Below are 15,278 nucleotides of genomic sequence, written 5' to 3'. Positions count from 1 at the left end.
AGGATGGACGCATGGTCAGCTCCGCACACCGAGCCCTCGACGGCTTCTCCCCCGCGACCCGCGGCTGGTTCACGGGGGCGTTCTCCGCGCCCACCGCGGCCCAGGCCGGCGCGTGGCAGGCCATCGGCGCGGGTTCGGACGTGCTGGTGGTGGCCCCGACCGGCTCGGGCAAGACCCTGGCCGCGTTCCTCGCCGCCCTGGACCAGCTGGCCTCGGCCCCGCCCCCGGCCGATCCGAAGAAGCGCTGTCGGGTTCTCTACGTGTCCCCGCTGAAGGCCCTCGCGGTCGACGTCGAACGGAACCTGCGCAGCCCGCTCACCGGCATTCGGCAGGAGTCCGTGCGGCTGGGCCTGCCCGAACCCGAGGTCAGGGTCGGTATCCGCTCCGGCGACACCCCGGCGGCCGAACGGCGCGCCCTGTCCACCCGTCCGCCGGACATCCTGATCACCACCCCCGAGTCGCTGTTCCTGATGCTGACCTCGGCCACGCGCGAAGCGCTCACGGGCGTGGAGACGGTGATCCTCGACGAGGTGCACGCGGTCGCGGGCACCAAGCGCGGCGCGCATCTCGCGCTCTCCCTGGAGCGGCTCGACGAGCTCCTGCCGCGGCCGGCCCGCCGGATCGGCCTGTCGGCGACCGTCCGCCCGGTGGACGAGGTGGCCCGGTATCTCTCGCCACGCCGCAAGGTGGAGATCGTCCAGCCGGAGTCCGGCAAGGAGTTCGACCTGTCCGTGGTCGTCCCGGTCGAGGACATGGGCGAGCTGGGCGGCGCCCCGGCGGCCGACGCGGCCGAGGGCGCGGAGCGGCCTTCGATCTGGCCGCATGTGGAGGAGCGGATCGCCGACCTCGTCCAGTCCCACCGCTCCACGATCGTGTTCGCCAACTCCCGGCGCCTCGCCGAGCGGCTGTGCAACCGGCTGAACGAGATCGCCTACGAGCGGGCGACGGGCGAGACCCTGGACGAGCACCACTCCCCGGCCCAGCTGATGGGCGGCTCGGGCGCGGCCCAGGGCGCGCCCCCGGTGATCGCCCGCGCGCACCACGGCTCGGTCTCCAAGGAGCAGCGCGCGCTGGTCGAGGAGGACCTGAAGGCGGGCCGGCTGCCCGCCGTGGTCGCCACGTCCAGCCTGGAGCTGGGCATCGACATGGGCGCCGTGGACCTGGTCGTGCAGGTCGAGTCCCCGCCCTCGGTCGCCTCCGGGCTGCAGCGCGTCGGGCGCGCGGGGCACCAGGTGGGCGCCGTCTCCACCGGTGTCGTCTTCCCCAAGTACCGCGGTGACCTCGTCCAGGCGGCGGTGGTCACCGAGCGGATGCGCTCGGGCTCGATCGAGTCCCTGAGGGTGCCCGCGAACCCGCTGGACGTCCTCGCGCAGCAGCTGGTCGCGATGACGGCGCTGGACACCTGGCAGTTCGACGACCTGCTCGCCGTGGCTCGCCGTGCGGCGCCCTTCGCTTCGCTGCCCGAGTCGGCGTTCACGGCGGTCCTCGACATGCTCGCGGGCCGTTACCCCTCCGACGCGTTCGCCGAGCTGCGCCCGCGCGTGGTGTGGGACCGCGTGACCGGCGAGATCACCGGCCGCCCGGGTGCCCAGCGGCTCGCCGTCACCTCCGGCGGCACGATCCCCGACCGCGGCCTGTTCGGCGTCTTCCTCGCCGGCTCCGACCCGAAGAAGGGCGGCGGCCGGGTCGGCGAGCTGGACGAGGAGATGGTCTACGAGTCCCGGGTCGGTGACGTCTTCACGCTGGGCACGAGCTCCTGGCGCATCGAGGACATCACCCGTGACCGGGTCCTGGTCTCCCCCGCCCCCGGCGTGCCGGGCCGCCTTCCCTTCTGGAAGGGCGACCAGCTGGGCCGGCCGCTGGAACTGGGCCGCGCGGTGGGCGCGTTCCTGCGCGAGGTCGGCTCGCTCCCCAAGGACGACGCCCGGCTGCGCCTGCTGACGGCGGGCCTGGACGCCTGGGCGGCGGACAACGTGCTGTCGTACCTGGACGAGCAGCGCGAGGCCTGCGGGCACGTTCCGGACGACCGCACGATCGTCGTGGAGCGCTTCCGTGACGAGCTGGGTGACTGGCGGGTCGTCGTCCACTCCCCCTTCGGCGCCCAGGTCCACGCCCCCTGGGCCCTCGCCCTGGGCGCCCGCCTGGCGGAGCGGTACGGCATGGACGCCCAGGTCATGCACGCCGACGACGGCATCGTGCTGCGCCTGCCCGACGCGGACCTGATGGGCCTGGACCTGCTCGACCAGGCACCGACGAAGGCCGGCACGGAATACGACAGCGAGCAGGCGCCCGTCGGGGCGGCGGACGTCGCCTTCGACAAGGGCGAGGTCGACCAGACGGTCACCGACCAGGTCGGCGGCTCCGCCCTGTTCGCCTCCCGGTTCCGCGAGTGCGCCGCCCGCGCGCTGCTGCTGCCGCGCCGCAACCCCGGCAAGCGCACCCCGCTGTGGCAGCAGCGCCAGCGGGCGGCGCAACTGCTGCAGGTGGCGAGCGAGTTCGGTTCGTTCCCGATCGTCCTGGAGGCGGTCCGCGAATGCCTCCAGGACGTCTTCGACGTTCCCGGGCTCGTCGAGCTGATGGGCGACATCGAGTCCCGCAGGGTGCGCCTGGTCGAGGTCACCACCCCGGAGCCGTCCCCGTTCGCCCGCTCCCTGCTGTTCGGGTACGTCGCCCAGTTCCTCTACGAGGGCGACTCCCCGCTGGCCGAGCGCCGCGCCGCCGCGCTGTCCCTGGACTCGCGGCTGCTGGCCGAGCTGCTCGGCCAGGCGGAGCTGCGCGAACTGCTCGACGCCGAGGTGCTGACCGAGCTGGAGCGCGAGCTGCAGTGGCTCACCGAGGACCGCCGGGTCAAGGACGTGGAGGGCGTGGCCGATGTGCTGCGGCTGCTCGGTCCGCTGACCGATGTCGAGCTGGTCGCGCGGGGTGCGGACCCGCAGTGGGCACGCGAACTGGCCGGCGCGCGCCGGGCCATCAAGGTCCGGATCGCCGGCGCCGACCACTGGGCGGCGGTCGAGGACGCGGGCCGGCTGCGCGACGCGCTCGGCACGGCGCTGCCGGTCGGCGTGCCCGAGGCCTTCACCGAGCCGGTCAAGGACCCGCTGGGCGATCTCCTCGCCCGCTATGCCCGCACGCACGGCCCGTTCACGTCGGCCACGGCTGCGGCCCGCTTCGGCCTCGGCGTGGCGGTCACCGAGGGCGCCCTGCAGCGGCTCGCCGCGAACGGCCGGGTGGTACAGGGCGAGTTCCACCCGGCGGGCATCGGTCAGGAGTGGTGCGACGCGACCGTACTGCGCCGCCTGCGCCGCCGTTCCCTGGCGGCTCTGCGCCACGAGCTGGAACCCGTGCCACCGGCCGCGCTCGCCCAGTTCCTGCCGCAGTGGCAGCACATCGGAAAGGGGCACGCCGTGCGCGGCATCGACGGACTGGTGCGCGTCGTCGAGCAGTTGCAGGGCGCTTCCGTGCCCGCCTCCGCGCTGGAGAAGCTGGTCCTGCCCTCTCGCGTGGCGAACTACACGCCCGCGATGCTCGACGAACTCACCGCCGCGGGTGAAGTGGTGTGGGCCGGCGCGGGTGCGCTGCCCGGCAAGGACGGCTGGGTCTCCCTCTATCTGGCCGACGCGGCGCCGCTGCTGCTCCCTGCGCCCCACCCCCTGGAGCTGACCGCGCTCCACCAGTCCGTCCTGGACGCGCTCTCCGGCGGCTACGGCCTGTTCTTCCGTCAGATCGCCGACCAGGTCCGTGCCACCACCCACCCCGACGCCACCGACCCCCAACTGGCCGACGTGCTCTGGGACCTCGCCTGGTCCGGCCGGCTCACCAACGACACCCTCGCGCCGATGCGCTCCCTGCTGGGCTCGGGCCGTACGGCGGGGTCGACCGCCCACCGCGCCAGGCGCAGCGTCCCCCGCGGGCGCTACGGCTCCCTGACGGCCGCCGCGCGCACCGCCTCCCGCACGGGCCCGCCGACGGTCGCCGGCCGCTGGTCGCTGCTTCCGGCGGCCGAACCGGACGCCACCGTGCGCGCCCACGCGCTGGCCCGCACGCTCCTGGACCGGCACGGTGTGGTCACCCGCGGGGCGGTCGCCGCGGAGGGGATCGAGGGCGGGTTCTCGGCGGTGTACCGGGTGTTGTCCGCCTTCGAGGAGAGCGGCCAGGCGCGGCGCGGATATGTGGTCGAGGGCCTGGGCGCGGCGCAGTTCGCCATGGACGGCGCGGTGGACCGGCTCCGCGCGGTGTCCAACGCCCGTGACCGCGGCGAGAGCCTGTCCGCCCCGGCTCGTCAGGACGGCTTCGCCGCCCCCGGGCGCCCGGGCGGCTTCCCCGACGCGCCCTTCGCGGACGGCTTCGGTACGACCGGCGGCGCACCGCACGACCACGCGCTGCCCGGCCCCTTCGACGGAAGCGGAGCCGACGGCGGTTTCGCGCACCCCGGCCTCGACGGCGACTTCACCTGGCCCCCCGCGGACCCCCCGCCCGGCCCCGGTGACTACGTCTCCCCCCGCGACCTCGCGGACCCCTTCGCCTCCCCTGGCTACGGCGGCCCCCGCGGGGGCGGAGCCGGTGCCTATGGATCACCGGCCGGCCGGGGGTACGGCAACGGTCGTACGAGCAGCTCCGCGCCCGACTCCCGTGCGGTGGTGCTCGCCGCGGCCGACCCCGCCAACGCCTACGGCGCGGCCCTGTCCTGGCCCGAGCCGCCGACCGGCGCCGGGCACAAGCCGGGCCGCAAGGCGGGCTCGCTGGTCGTCCTGGTGGAGGGCGAGCTGACGCTGTACATGGAGCGTGGCGGCAAGACGCTGCTGGCCTGGCCCGCCGGTCCGGACACGGCGGCCCCGGACGACCTCCGCCTGCGCACGGCCGCCGAGGCCCTGGCCGCGGCGGCGCGCGCGGGCTCCCTCGGCACGGTCACGGTCGAGCGGATCAACGGCGCCCAGGCCCTGACCTCGTCGATCGGCGCCCTTCTCGAAGCAGCGGGCTTCGTGGCCACACCGCGCGGCCTGCGCCTGAGAGCGTGACACCGCGCCGGGTGCCGCGACGTCGGGAAGAGCCGCGCCCTGCCGTCCTCTCTCTGCGGGACCCTCGTGGCACATCGCGTCCACACGGCGGTAGCCGCACGTCAGAGACGGCTCCGCGCCCCGGAGGGCACTGCCCGTGGCACCCTTGACGCATGCCCGAAGGTGACACGGTCTGGCAGGCCGCGAGGCGGCTGCACGAGTCCCTCGCGGGCAAGAGGCTGACCCGCAGCGACTTCCGGGTCCCTAAGTACGCGACGGTGGACCTCACCGGCCGGACGGTGCTCAGCACGATCCCGCGCGGCAAACACCTGCTCACGCGCTTCGAGGGCGGCGTGACCCTGCACACACATCTGCGGATGGAGGGGGCCTGGAAGGTGTACGGCACGGGCGAGCGCTGGCGGGGCGGCCCGGCCCACCAGATCCGGGCGGTCCTCGGCACGGCCGACCGTACGGCCGTGGGCTACCGCCTCCAGGTCCTCGAACTGCTGCGCACGAGCGAGGAGGAACGGGTCGTCGGCCACCTCGGCCCCGACCTGCTCGGCCCGGACTGGGACCCCGACCGCGCGCTGGCCAACCTCCTGGCCGACCCCGGCCGCCCGCTCGGCGAGGCGCTGCTCGACCAGCGCAATCTCGCCGGCATCGGCAACATCTACAAGAGCGAGCTGTGCTTCCTGCTGGGCGTCACCCCGTGGCTCCCGGCCGGCGCGCTGTCCGCGGACCGCGCCGAGCGACTGCCCGTGCTCGCCAAGCAGCTCCTGGAGGCGAACCGCGACCGTCCGGTCCGGCAGACCACGGGCGTGCACCGGCACGACCTGTTCGTCTACGGCCGCGCGCCCCGCCCCTGTCTGCGCTGCCGGACCCCGGTCCGCGTGGCCGACCAGGGCGACGGCACCCAGGAGCGCCCCACCTACTGGTGCCCCGCCTGCCAGCCGGGTCCCGCACCCGCTCCCGGCTCACCGCAGCGCTGGCGGGACCGCTATCCCCGCCGCACCGCTTGACGACGCGCCCCCGCACCACCCCGCCACACATCCGGTGCCCCACCGAGCCGAGGACTCCTGAACCAGTCAGCCGAGGCCTCCTGAACCGGTCATCACCTCCAGCCAATTGACGGACCGTCAGATTCGCTCGTACGGTCCTTTCATGGCCCTCGCCCCGTACGACCTCACCGGACGCACCGCATTCGTCACCGGAGCCGCAGGGGGTATCGGCCGGGCCTCCGCGGTTCTGCTCGCCGAGGCCGGCGCGACGGTGCACTGTGCCGACCGGGACGCCGGCGGCCTGCACGGCACGGCGGAGCTGGTCGGGAAGCATGGCGGGACGGCCCGTACCCATGTCCTGGACGTCACGGACCGGCCGGCCCTGGCCAAGGCCGTTCATTCCTGCGAGCGTCTGGACGTGATGGCGGCGATCGCCGGGATCATGCACAGCAGCCCCGTGCTGGAGACCCGCGAGGAGGATCTGGACCGGGTGCTGAACGTCAACTTCAAGGGTGTGCTGTACGCCTGCCAGGAGGCGGCCCGCCTGATGATCGCCCGGAACACGCGGGGCAGCATCGTCACCATGGCGTCCGGCGCGGTCGACACCGGCGGCCCCGGACTGCTCTGCTACGGCGCGGCGAAGGCGGCCGTGGTCCAGCTGACCAAGACGCTGGCGACCGAGGTCGGAGGGCAGGGCATCCGGGTCAACGCGATCGCGCCGGGATGGATCCGCACCCCGATGACCGACCGGCACGACGGCGAGGCGCAGGCGCACACCGAAGGGGTGATGGCCCGTATGTCGCCGCTGGGCCGGGTCGGCGAGCCGGAGGACGTCGCTCACGCGGTGCTGTATCTGGCGTCGGACGCGTCGGCGTTCACGACCGGTCAGATACTTCGCCCGAACGGGGGTGTGGCGATGCCCTGGTAGCGTCCCCCGCCCGCCAGGCGCTCCCCCAGCGCCCCGCCGGAACCGCGTCTGCCGCCTGCCCCTTGGGCACGCAGTGCACCGGCAGCAGGCTGAGCCCCCATCCGCCGGCCGCCACGGCGCCCTCCAGAACGCCCGCGCCGTCCCCCAGGGCGATCCGCAGCACGGCCCACCACCACACGGCCCCCAGCGCCAGGGCGGCCCCCCAGCGCACTATCCCTCCCACCATGCCCGCCACCACCTCCCGCCGGACGCTAGACCGCCACACCGGCCACGCGGGAGGCGCACCGACGGCTCACGGATGCAGCACCGCAGACAGCCTGCCCAGCACAGGGCACGAAGCAGCACCGACGGCGAATCCCGGCCGCACCCCCTAGGCGTTCTCCGCCTGGAACATCCAGTGATGCTTCTCCAGATCCGCGGTGATCCCGATGAAGATGTCCTGGGACACCGGATCCGGGTCCCCTGTCGCGGTCACCCGTTCCCGCATCCGGGTGATCACGGCGCCGAGCGCGTCCACCATGGTCCCGACGGCGTCCGTGTCCTTGATCCAGCCCGCCGGAGTGGTCTTGACGCCGCTGCCGGAGGCCACCGTGGCGGCGCGTCCGTCGGGCGGCACACCCAGGGCCGAGGCCCGCTCGGCGACGGTGTCGGAGTGAGTGCGCGCGGAGGCGACGACCTCGTCGAGCTGGAGGTGGATGGAACGGAAGCGGGGCCCGACGACGTTCCAGTGGATCTGTTTGGCGACCAGCGAGAGGTCCACCAGGTCGACGAGGGCACCCTGCAGCGCCTCGGCCACGGTCTTCAGGTCCGCGTCGGCGAACGGGCTTTTCACGACGTACATCCGCTTCCTCCGGTGCGTTCGGGCGCTGTCACATCCCTCCCACCATGACCGCACCACCCAAGCCCGGCAAACGGACGCATACCGGAGCGGAAACAGCAGAAGCCCCGGCCGGCGCTCCAGGTCTCCCTGGGCAGCCGGCTGGGGCTTCGGACAGCTCGGTTCGCTAAGCCGCGCGCGCGTGGTTCACGCGGCGACCACGTCCACCGCCTCCGCGGGCGCCTTGATGGTCACCCGTTCCGGTGGCACACCCGTCACCGACACCGAACCCAGCATCGGACGGACCGGCGTGGGCACGGGCTCGGTGGCCCGGGCGGACTGGGCCAGTTCGGCGAGCGCCAGCTCGTCGCTCACTTCCCGCATGAGTTCCGACATCCGTACGTCCAGCGCGTCGCAGATGGCGGAGAGCAGTTCGGAGGAAGCCTCCTTCTGCCCCCGCTCCACCTCGGAGAGATAGCCGAGTGAGACTCGGGCGGACGAGGAGACTTCGCGCAGAGTACGGCCCTGGCGTTGGCGCTGCCGACGCAGCACGTCACCCAGCAGGCGACGGAGCAGAATCATCGGTGGCTCCCTCCTCGGACCGCGTAGCCGCATCCTTCTCGCCCCACCGTACCGCCTTGCGCCGCGGCCGTGCGGGGAGCGATGTCGTGTTCACTCAGGGCTGCAAACATCAAAACCCCCCGTTCCGTTCCGTATCCTGTGCCCGCTCATTCCCAGTCTGTTCGCCCGCAAGCTGCTCCAGGAGCCCTGCGAGTACGCTCCGTACACTCTCCATACGAATTTCCGCACGGCTGCCGTTCAACCGCAGGGCCTCCACTTTTCCGCCAGCGGCAGAACGGAGGCGGTCCGTGAGCGGCCCGTCGACGGCCACGAACACGGTCCCGACGGGCTGGCCGTCCTGGGGGTCGGGGCCGGCGACCCCGGTGGTGGCGACGCCCCAGTCGGCGCCCAGAGCCTTCCGTACTCCGGCTGCCATCTGGCTCGCGACCTGCGGATCCACCGCTCCTCGCTGCGCCAGCAGGGTGGCGTCGACGCCCAGCAGCTCATGCTTCAGCTCGGTGGCGTAGGCGGTGACCGACCCCCGGAACACCTTGGACGCTCCGGGAACCGAAGTGATCTCCGCCGCCACCAGGCCACCGGTGAGCGACTCGGCGACGGCGAGGGTCTCGCCCCTCACGGTCAGTAGTCGCACCACTTCGGTGGCCGGTGAGCTCACGCTTCCTTCTCCTCCAACGCGGCCGCGCGCTCGGCGATTCCCCTTCGGCGCAGCACAATGGCTTGTCTTACGTAGTCGAGACCCGTGACGACGGTGAGGACGACGGCCGCGGCCATGACCCAGAACCGCAGGGTGGCCAGCCATCCGGTCAGCGCCAGGACGTACATCCCTACCGCCACGCCCTGGGTGAGGGTCTTGAGCTTGCCCCCGCGACTGGCCGGGATCACGCCGTAGCGAATGACCAGAAAACGCAGGAGCGTGATGCCGAGTTCCCGGCCGAGGATCACGGCCGTCACCCACCACGGCAGATCACCCAGGCCCGACAGACAGATGAGCGCCGCCCCCATGATCGCCTTGTCGGCGATGGGATCGGCGATCTTCCCGAAGTCGGTGACCAGGTTGTAGGTGCGCGCCAGATGTCCGTCGAACAGATCGGTGATCATGGCGACGGCGAAGGCCGCCCAGGCCAGCGAGCGCCAGGCCGGGTCGTAGCCGCCGTTCGCCAGCATCAGCGCCACGAAGCCGGGCACCAGGACCAGCCGGAGCATGGTCAGCAGATTGGCGACGTTCCAGACGCTGGCCTGGTTGACGGCCGCGGCCGCGATCTTGCCGCCGCGCGGCGTCCTGCCGCCGACCTCGCCACCCTCGGGACCTGAAGCAGAACCGGAGACCTCGGACGCCACGCCGTCGGCAGCGGCGGCGGGGCCTCGGGCGCCGTGCGCGCCGGAGGAGCCGCCCGCGGCGGATGCCGGGACTCCGGTCATCTGCCCGCCTCCTCACTACACGCGAGCGAGCCGGTCAGCGGCTCGGCCACCAGGTCGACACCCTCCGTACCGACCACCTTCGCCTCGACCATACGTCCGACGCTCAGGCCCTCGCCGCTCGTGAGCAGCACCTGGCCGTCGGTCTCGGGCGCCTGGTGCGCGGCGCGGCCGTACACGCCCTCTTCCTCGTCGACGGACTCGACCAGGACGCGCACCGTTTCCCCGAGGCGCTCCTCGGCACGCTGCGAGACCAGTTCCTCGGCCAGCCGGGACACCCGGGCGAGGCGCTCGGCGACGACGTCCTCGTCGAGCTTGTTCTCGTAGGTGGCCGCCTCCGTGCCCTCCTCGTCGGAGTAGCCGAAGACACCGATGGCGTCCAGGCGGGCGCCGTTCAGGAAGCGCTCCAGCTCGGCCAGGTCCGCCTCGCTCTCGCCGGGGAAGCCGACGATGAAGTTGGAGCGGACGCCGGCCTCGGGGGCCTTGGAGCGGATCGTGTCGAGCAGCTCCAGGAACCGGTCGGTGTCGCCGAAGCGGCGCATGGCGCGCAGCACGTCGGGCGCGGAGTGCTGGAAGGACAGGTCGAAGTACGGGACGACCTTGGGGGTGGAGGTCAGGACGTCGATGAGCCCCGGGCGCATCTCGGCCGGCTGCAGGTAGCTCACGCGCACCCGCTCGATGCCGTCGACCTCGGCCAGCTCGGGCAGCAGGGACTCCAGCAGCCGGATGTCGCCCAGGTCCTTGCCGTAGGAGGTGTTGTTCTCGGAGACCAGCATGATCTCCTTCACCCCCTCCTCGGCCAGCCAGCGGGTCTCGTTCAGCACATCGCTGGGGCGGCGGGAGATGAAGGAGCCGCGGAAGGACGGGATCGCGCAGAAGGAGCAGCGCCGGTCGCAGCCGGAGGCCAGCTTGACCGAGGCGACCGGGGAACCGTCCAGCCGTCGGCGCAGGGGCGCCCGCGGGCCGGAGGCGGGCGCCACGCCCTGCGGGAGGTCGGCCGGGCCGTGGCCGGGCAGCGCGACGGCGGCGGCCGACTCCTGCCGCTCGGCCGGGCTGATCGGGAGCAGCTTGCGGCGGTCGCGCGGGGTGTGGGAGGCGTGGATGCCACCGGACAGGATGGTCTGCAGGCGGTCGGAGATGTCCGCGTAGTCGTCGAAGCCGAGCACGCCGTCGGCCTCGGGCAGCGCCTCGGCCAGCTCCTTGCCGTACCGCTCGGCCATGCAGCCCACCGCCACGACGGCCTGGGTTCTGCCATGGTCCTTCAGGTCATTGGCCTCAAGGAGGGCGTCGACGGAGTCCTTCTTCGCGGCCTCGACGAAGCCACAGGTGTTGACCACGGCGACGTCGGCTTCCGCGGCGTCCTCCACGAGCTGCCAGCCGTCCGCCTCCAAACGGCCTGCGAGCTCCTCGGAGTCCACCTCGTTACGGGCGCATCCGAGAGTGACAAGAGCGACGGTACGGCGTTCAGGCATGAGCTCAAGACTACTTTGTCTCACCGACAGCCCACGTCGACGGGGTTGGCCGATCTTGGCCGACCCCGTCACACCGGCACTTCGCGCAGCTGTCGTCAGCCCGCGACCGGGTCGCCCTTCGTGTAGGTCAGGCGCTCCACGGCACCGGGCTGGAAGTTGTCGTCGATCTTCTTGCCGTTGACGTACAGCTCGATCGCGCCGGCGTCACCGAGGATCAGGTTGATCTTGGAGCTGTCCTGGAAGGTCTTGGACTGGCCCTTCTTCAGCAGTCCGTCGAAGAGCATCCGGCCGTTGTGATCCTTGGCCGAGATCCAGCTGCGTCCGTTGGGGGCGCTGACCTGGACGGTCACCTTGTCCTGGGGCGCGGCGGCGATGGCACTGTCGGAGGGCTCGGTGCTCGGCGCGGCGTGCTTGTCCCTCTTCGGCGCGGCCGAGGCGGGCTTGCTCGCCGCGGGCGTACGGCCACCCTCGGCGACCTGCGACTTCGCATCGTTCCCCGAGCCGCCGCCCTTGACCGCGGTGAAGCCGACGAATCCGATCACGACGACGATCGCGGCGACCATGGCCGCGGTCCAGTTCGGCCCGCGCCGCTCGGGCCGGATGCGCTCCGCCTCGAACAGGGGTGCGGCCGGCGTGGGCGCGGGGCGGCCGCCGTGCTCGGCGTCGAACTGGGCGATCAGCGGCGCAGGGTCGAGGCGGACCGCCTTGGCCAGCGTGCGGAGGTGCCCGCGGGCGTACACATCGCCACCGCACGGCGCGAAGTCGTCCACCTCGATGGCGTGCACGATGGCGGTGCGGACACGAGTGGCGCTGCTGACGTCCTCCACGGTGAGCCCGGCCGCGATCCGCGCCTGCTGCAGGGCGCGGCCCACGGAGACGCGGGCCTCCTGGGACTCGTCTGGGAACGGACGCTCGTCTTCAGGGGAGTTGCCGATGGACACGGGGGCGCCTTTCGAGCGTGTAGCCACCTGCGCTGGAAGCTCAGTCTAGGGGTGGTGCGAAAGGGTGGGGCAACCGGGCGGTGGGACTTTGTACGCCATCGGAACGGCCGGACGTTTCGAGGGCTTGACAGGCAGATACCCCATGATGGGACGACTACCTGTCCTCTCGCTCAACTGGACGTACGACAAAGGGAAACGGTTGCTCCCCGTTCTCTAACAAGTGGATCACGACGATCCGGCCACCCGGCGTAACCGGCGTCCGCCGGACAGCCCTTCGCCCTACCCCTCGGACTCCCCGCGGATCAGGGCGAGCACGCCGTCCAGTTCGTCGGGCTTCACCAGAACGTCACGCGCCTTGGAGCCCTCGCTCGGTCCCACGATGCTGCGGGACTCCATGAGGTCCATGAGCCGGCCGGCCTTGGCGAAGCCGACCCGCAGCTTGCGCTGCAGCATGGAGGTCGACCCGAACTGGGTGGAGACGACCAGCTCGGCCGCCTGGCACAGCAGGTCGAGGTCGTCACCGATGTCCTCGTCGATCTCCTTCTTCTGTTTGCTGCCGACCGTGACGTCGTCGCGGAAGACCGGCGCCATCTGGTCCTTGCAGTGCTGCACGACGGCCGCGACCTCGGCCTCGGTGACGAACGCGCCCTGCATACGGGTGGGCTTGTTCGCCCCCATGGGCAGGAACAGACCGTCGCCCTTGCCGATCAGCTTCTCGGCGCCCGGCTGGTCGAGGATGACCCGGGAGTCGGCGAGCGAGGAGGTGGCGAAGGCCAGCCGGGAGGGCACGTTGGCCTTGATGAGACCGGTGACCACGTCGACCGACGGACGCTGGGTGGCGAGCACCAGGTGGATACCGGCCGCGCGCGCGAGCTGCGTGATGCGCACGATCGCGTCCTCGACGTCGCGCGGGGCCACCATCATCAGGTCGGCCAGCTCGTCCACGATCACCAGCAGGTACGGGTACGGCTGCAGCTCCCGCTCGCTGCCCTGGGGCGGCTTGGCCTTGCCCTCGCGCACCGCGCGGTTGAAGTCGTCGATGTGCCGGTAGCCGTAGGCCGCGAGGTCGTCGTAGCGCAGGTCCATCTCGCGGACGACCCACTGCAGCGCCTCGGCGGCGCGCTTGGGGTTGGTGATGATCGGCGTGATCAGGTGCGGGATGCCCTCGTAGGCGGTCAGCTCGACCCGCTTGGGGTCGACCAGGATCATCCGGACGTCCTCCGGGGTCGCCCGCATCATGACCGAGGTGATGAGGCAGTTGATGCAGGACGACTTGCCCGAACCGGTGGCACCGGCGACCAGCATGTGCGGCATCTTGGCCAGCGAGTGCATCACGTACCCGCCCTCGACGTCCTTGCCGAAGGCGACCAGCATCGGGTCGTCGTCCTCGGCGGACTCCGCGAGGCGCAGTACGTCGCCGAGGTTGACCATCTCGCGGTCGGTGTTCGGGATCTCGATGCCCACCGCGGACTTGCCGGGGATGGGGCTGATGATCCGCACGTCCGGGCTGGCGACGGCGTACGCGATGTTCTTGGTCAGCGCGGTGATCCGCTCGACCTTCACGGCGGGGCCGAGCTCGACCTCGTAGCGGGTCACCGTCGGGCCGCGGGTGAAGCCGGTGACGGCCGCGTCGACCTTGAACTCGGTGAAGACCTGGGTGAGCGAGGCGACGACCGCGTCGTTCGCGGCGCTGCGCGCCTTGCCGGGGCCACCGCGCGTGAGGAGGTCCAGCTTCGGCAGCGCGTAGGTGATGTCCCCGGAGAGCTGGAGCTGCTCCGCCCGCGGGGGCAGGTCGCGCAACTCCTCGGGGGCCTTCTTGGTCAGGTCGGGGACGACCCCGGCCCTGAGTTCCTCCTGCTGGGGGCGCGCGGCCGGCACCGGTGAGGGCACGGGTTCCGGGGCCGGCGCCGGCGCGGGCACCGGCGTGGTCTCCTGGCGGTCTCCGACGCTGACGCCCTGGGTGAGGTCGGCGACCAGCGGGGACGGCGGCATGCCGTGCAGCACCGCACCGTCGAGCGCCGCGGCGGCCTCGGCCGCGACGTCCACGGCGTCCATGTGGCGCTGCGGATCCGGCTGGGGCACCGCGGAGCGCCTGGGGCGGCCACGGCGCTGCGAGAGCGCCTCCTCCTCGGCGCCGTCGGGGTCGTAGGCCCGGGGGGCGGCCGAGCGCTTGCGGGGGCGCGCGGGCAGCGCCTCGCGCCACTGCTCGTCGTAGCGCGCGTCGTCCCCGGTGAACTCCTCGGCCTCGTGGTCGTGCAGTACGCCCAGGCGCACGCCGAGCGCCCGCAGCCGCTGCGGGATGGCGTTGACCGGGGTGGCGGTCACCACGAGCAGACCGAAGATCGTCAGCAGCACCAGCAGGGGGACCGCGAGCATCTCGGTCATCGCGTACGTCAGCGGGGTGGCCGCCGCCCAGCCGATGAGGCCGCCGGCGTCCCTTATCGCCTGCATGCCGTCGCTGCGCGCGGGCGACCCGCACGCGATGTGGACCTGGCCGAGCACGCCGATGACGAGCGCGGACAGGCCGATCACGATCCGGCCGTTGGCCTCCGGCTTCTCCGGGTGCCGGATGAACCGCACGGCGATCACCGCGAGCAGTATCGGCACCAGCAGGTCGAGCCGGCCAAAGGCGCCCGTGACGAGGATCTCCACCAGATCGCCGACGGGGCCCTTCAGATCCGCCCAGGTGCCGGCGGCGACGATCAGCGCGACACCGAACAGCAGCAGCGCGACGCCGTCCTTGCGGTGGGCCGGATCGAGGTTCTTCGCGCCCTGCCCTATGCCGCGGAACACGGCGCCGACAGCGTGCGCGCACCCCAGCCACAGGGCGCGCACGAGCCGGTACACGCCCCCGGTGGGGTTCGGTGCCGGCTTGGGCGCCGCCTTCTTGGCCGGTGCCTTCTTCGCGGGCGTCTTCTTGGCAGGAGCCTTCTTCGCTGCGGCCTTCTTCGCCGGAGCCTTCGCGGGAGCAGCCGCCTTCTTCGCGGGCTGCTTCTTGGCTGCGGAGGGACGTGAGGCCATGGGTGTGAGATTACCGGGGGAGACGACAGCGGACACGTGTGCCCACAGCTTCACCCGTTCGTGTCGCCCTTTACGGGGCGCGGAACTGACGCACGCTCATGGGCAACCG

10 protein-coding genes are annotated in these 15,278 nt (G+C 72.4%); 3 read left to right on the top strand and 7 right to left on the bottom strand.

Annotated elements, in window-relative coordinates; translation table 11 throughout:
- Positions 1-11 precede the first annotated feature (11 nt).
- From IE244_RS30870 to IE244_RS30860, 3 genes are all read left to right on the top strand, one after another.
- Positions 12-5,015 carry an ATP-dependent helicase gene (locus IE244_RS30870; protein ID WP_191876855.1) on the top strand — a complete coding sequence of 1,668 codons (5,004 nt, stop codon included), beginning with the start codon at positions 12-14 and terminating at the stop codon, positions 5,013-5,015.
- A 152-nt stretch (positions 5,016-5,167) separates the two neighbouring features.
- Positions 5,168-6,013 (top strand): Fpg/Nei family DNA glycosylase, encoded by an 846-nt coding sequence (locus tag IE244_RS30865; protein ID WP_191876854.1) that lies wholly within the window; start codon positions 5,168-5,170, stop codon positions 6,011-6,013.
- 142 nt (positions 6,014-6,155) lie between these two features.
- The gene (locus IE244_RS30860; protein WP_191876853.1) at positions 6,156-6,920 is read left to right on the top strand and encodes an SDR family NAD(P)-dependent oxidoreductase; all 765 of its coding nucleotides are present in this window, start codon (positions 6,156-6,158) and stop codon (positions 6,918-6,920) included.
- Positions 6,921-7,290: 370 nt separating this feature from the next.
- On the opposite strand, the gene IE244_RS30855 is transcribed toward IE244_RS30860, so the two are convergent.
- From IE244_RS30855 to IE244_RS30825, 7 genes are all read right to left on the bottom strand, one after another.
- Positions 7,291-7,761, bottom strand: a complete 471-nt coding sequence (locus tag IE244_RS30855; RefSeq protein ID WP_191876852.1) for a Dps family protein — start codon at positions 7,759-7,761, stop codon at positions 7,291-7,293.
- Between the two features lie 183 nt (positions 7,762-7,944).
- Positions 7,945-8,319, bottom strand: a complete 375-nt coding sequence (locus IE244_RS30850) for a helix-turn-helix domain-containing protein (protein ID WP_030655977.1) — start codon at positions 8,317-8,319, stop codon at positions 7,945-7,947.
- A 109-nt stretch (positions 8,320-8,428) separates the two neighbouring features.
- Positions 8,429-8,974 (bottom strand): CinA family protein, encoded by a 546-nt coding sequence (locus tag IE244_RS30845; RefSeq protein ID WP_191876851.1) that lies wholly within the window; start codon positions 8,972-8,974, stop codon positions 8,429-8,431.
- Positions 8,971-9,738, bottom strand: a complete 768-nt coding sequence (gene pgsA / locus IE244_RS30840; protein ID WP_191876850.1) for a CDP-diacylglycerol--glycerol-3-phosphate 3-phosphatidyltransferase — start codon at positions 9,736-9,738, stop codon at positions 8,971-8,973. The genes IE244_RS30845 and pgsA overlap by 4 nt, the downstream gene beginning before the upstream one ends.
- Complete coding sequence (gene rimO / locus IE244_RS30835; RefSeq protein ID WP_191876849.1) at positions 9,735-11,207, bottom strand: 30S ribosomal protein S12 methylthiotransferase RimO; 1,473 nt, start codon at positions 11,205-11,207, stop codon at positions 9,735-9,737. Before rimO ends, pgsA begins: the two co-directional genes overlap by 4 nt.
- A gap of 95 nt (positions 11,208-11,302) precedes the next feature.
- On the bottom strand, positions 11,303-12,148 hold the full coding sequence (locus tag IE244_RS30830) for a helix-turn-helix domain-containing protein (RefSeq protein ID WP_191876848.1): 846 nt from the start codon (positions 12,146-12,148) through the stop codon (positions 11,303-11,305).
- Positions 12,149-12,427: 279 nt separating this feature from the next.
- A complete protein-coding gene (locus IE244_RS30825; protein WP_191876847.1) occupies positions 12,428-15,169 on the bottom strand; it encodes a DNA translocase FtsK in 2,742 nt (913 codons plus the stop codon).
- Positions 15,170-15,278: the final 109 nt, after the last annotated feature.

Source organism: Streptomyces filipinensis, from assembly GCF_014649495.1.
In the GTDB taxonomy this organism is placed as follows: Bacteria; Actinomycetota; Actinomycetes; order Streptomycetales; family Streptomycetaceae; genus Streptomyces; species Streptomyces filipinensis.
Note: the sequence above shows the minus strand (reverse complement) of the source record. Positions and strands in the feature narration are given on the sequence as shown.

What these genes read in the sequence shown, in the direction of transcription:
- IE244_RS30870 (WP_191876855.1), top strand. Translation starts at nt 12, where the DNA reads ATGGTCAGCTCCGCACACCGAGCCCTCGACGGCTTCTCCCCCGCGACC.
- IE244_RS30865 (WP_191876854.1), top strand. Translation starts at nt 5,168, where the DNA reads ATGCCCGAAGGTGACACGGTCTGGCAGGCCGCGAGGCGGCTGCACGAG.
- IE244_RS30860 (WP_191876853.1), top strand. Translation starts at nt 6,156, where the DNA reads ATGGCCCTCGCCCCGTACGACCTCACCGGACGCACCGCATTCGTCACC.
- IE244_RS30855 (WP_191876852.1), bottom strand. Translation starts at nt 7,761, where the DNA reads ATGTACGTCGTGAAAAGCCCGTTCGCCGACGCGGACCTGAAGACCGTG.
- IE244_RS30850 (WP_030655977.1), bottom strand. Translation starts at nt 8,319, where the DNA reads ATGATTCTGCTCCGTCGCCTGCTGGGTGACGTGCTGCGTCGGCAGCGC.
- pgsA (WP_191876850.1), bottom strand. Translation starts at nt 9,738, where the DNA reads ATGACCGGAGTCCCGGCATCCGCCGCGGGCGGCTCCTCCGGCGCGCAC.
- rimO (WP_191876849.1), bottom strand. Translation starts at nt 11,207, where the DNA reads ATGCCTGAACGCCGTACCGTCGCTCTTGTCACTCTCGGATGCGCCCGT.
- IE244_RS30825 (WP_191876847.1), bottom strand. Translation starts at nt 15,169, where the DNA reads ATGGCCTCACGTCCCTCCGCAGCCAAGAAGCAGCCCGCGAAGAAGGCG.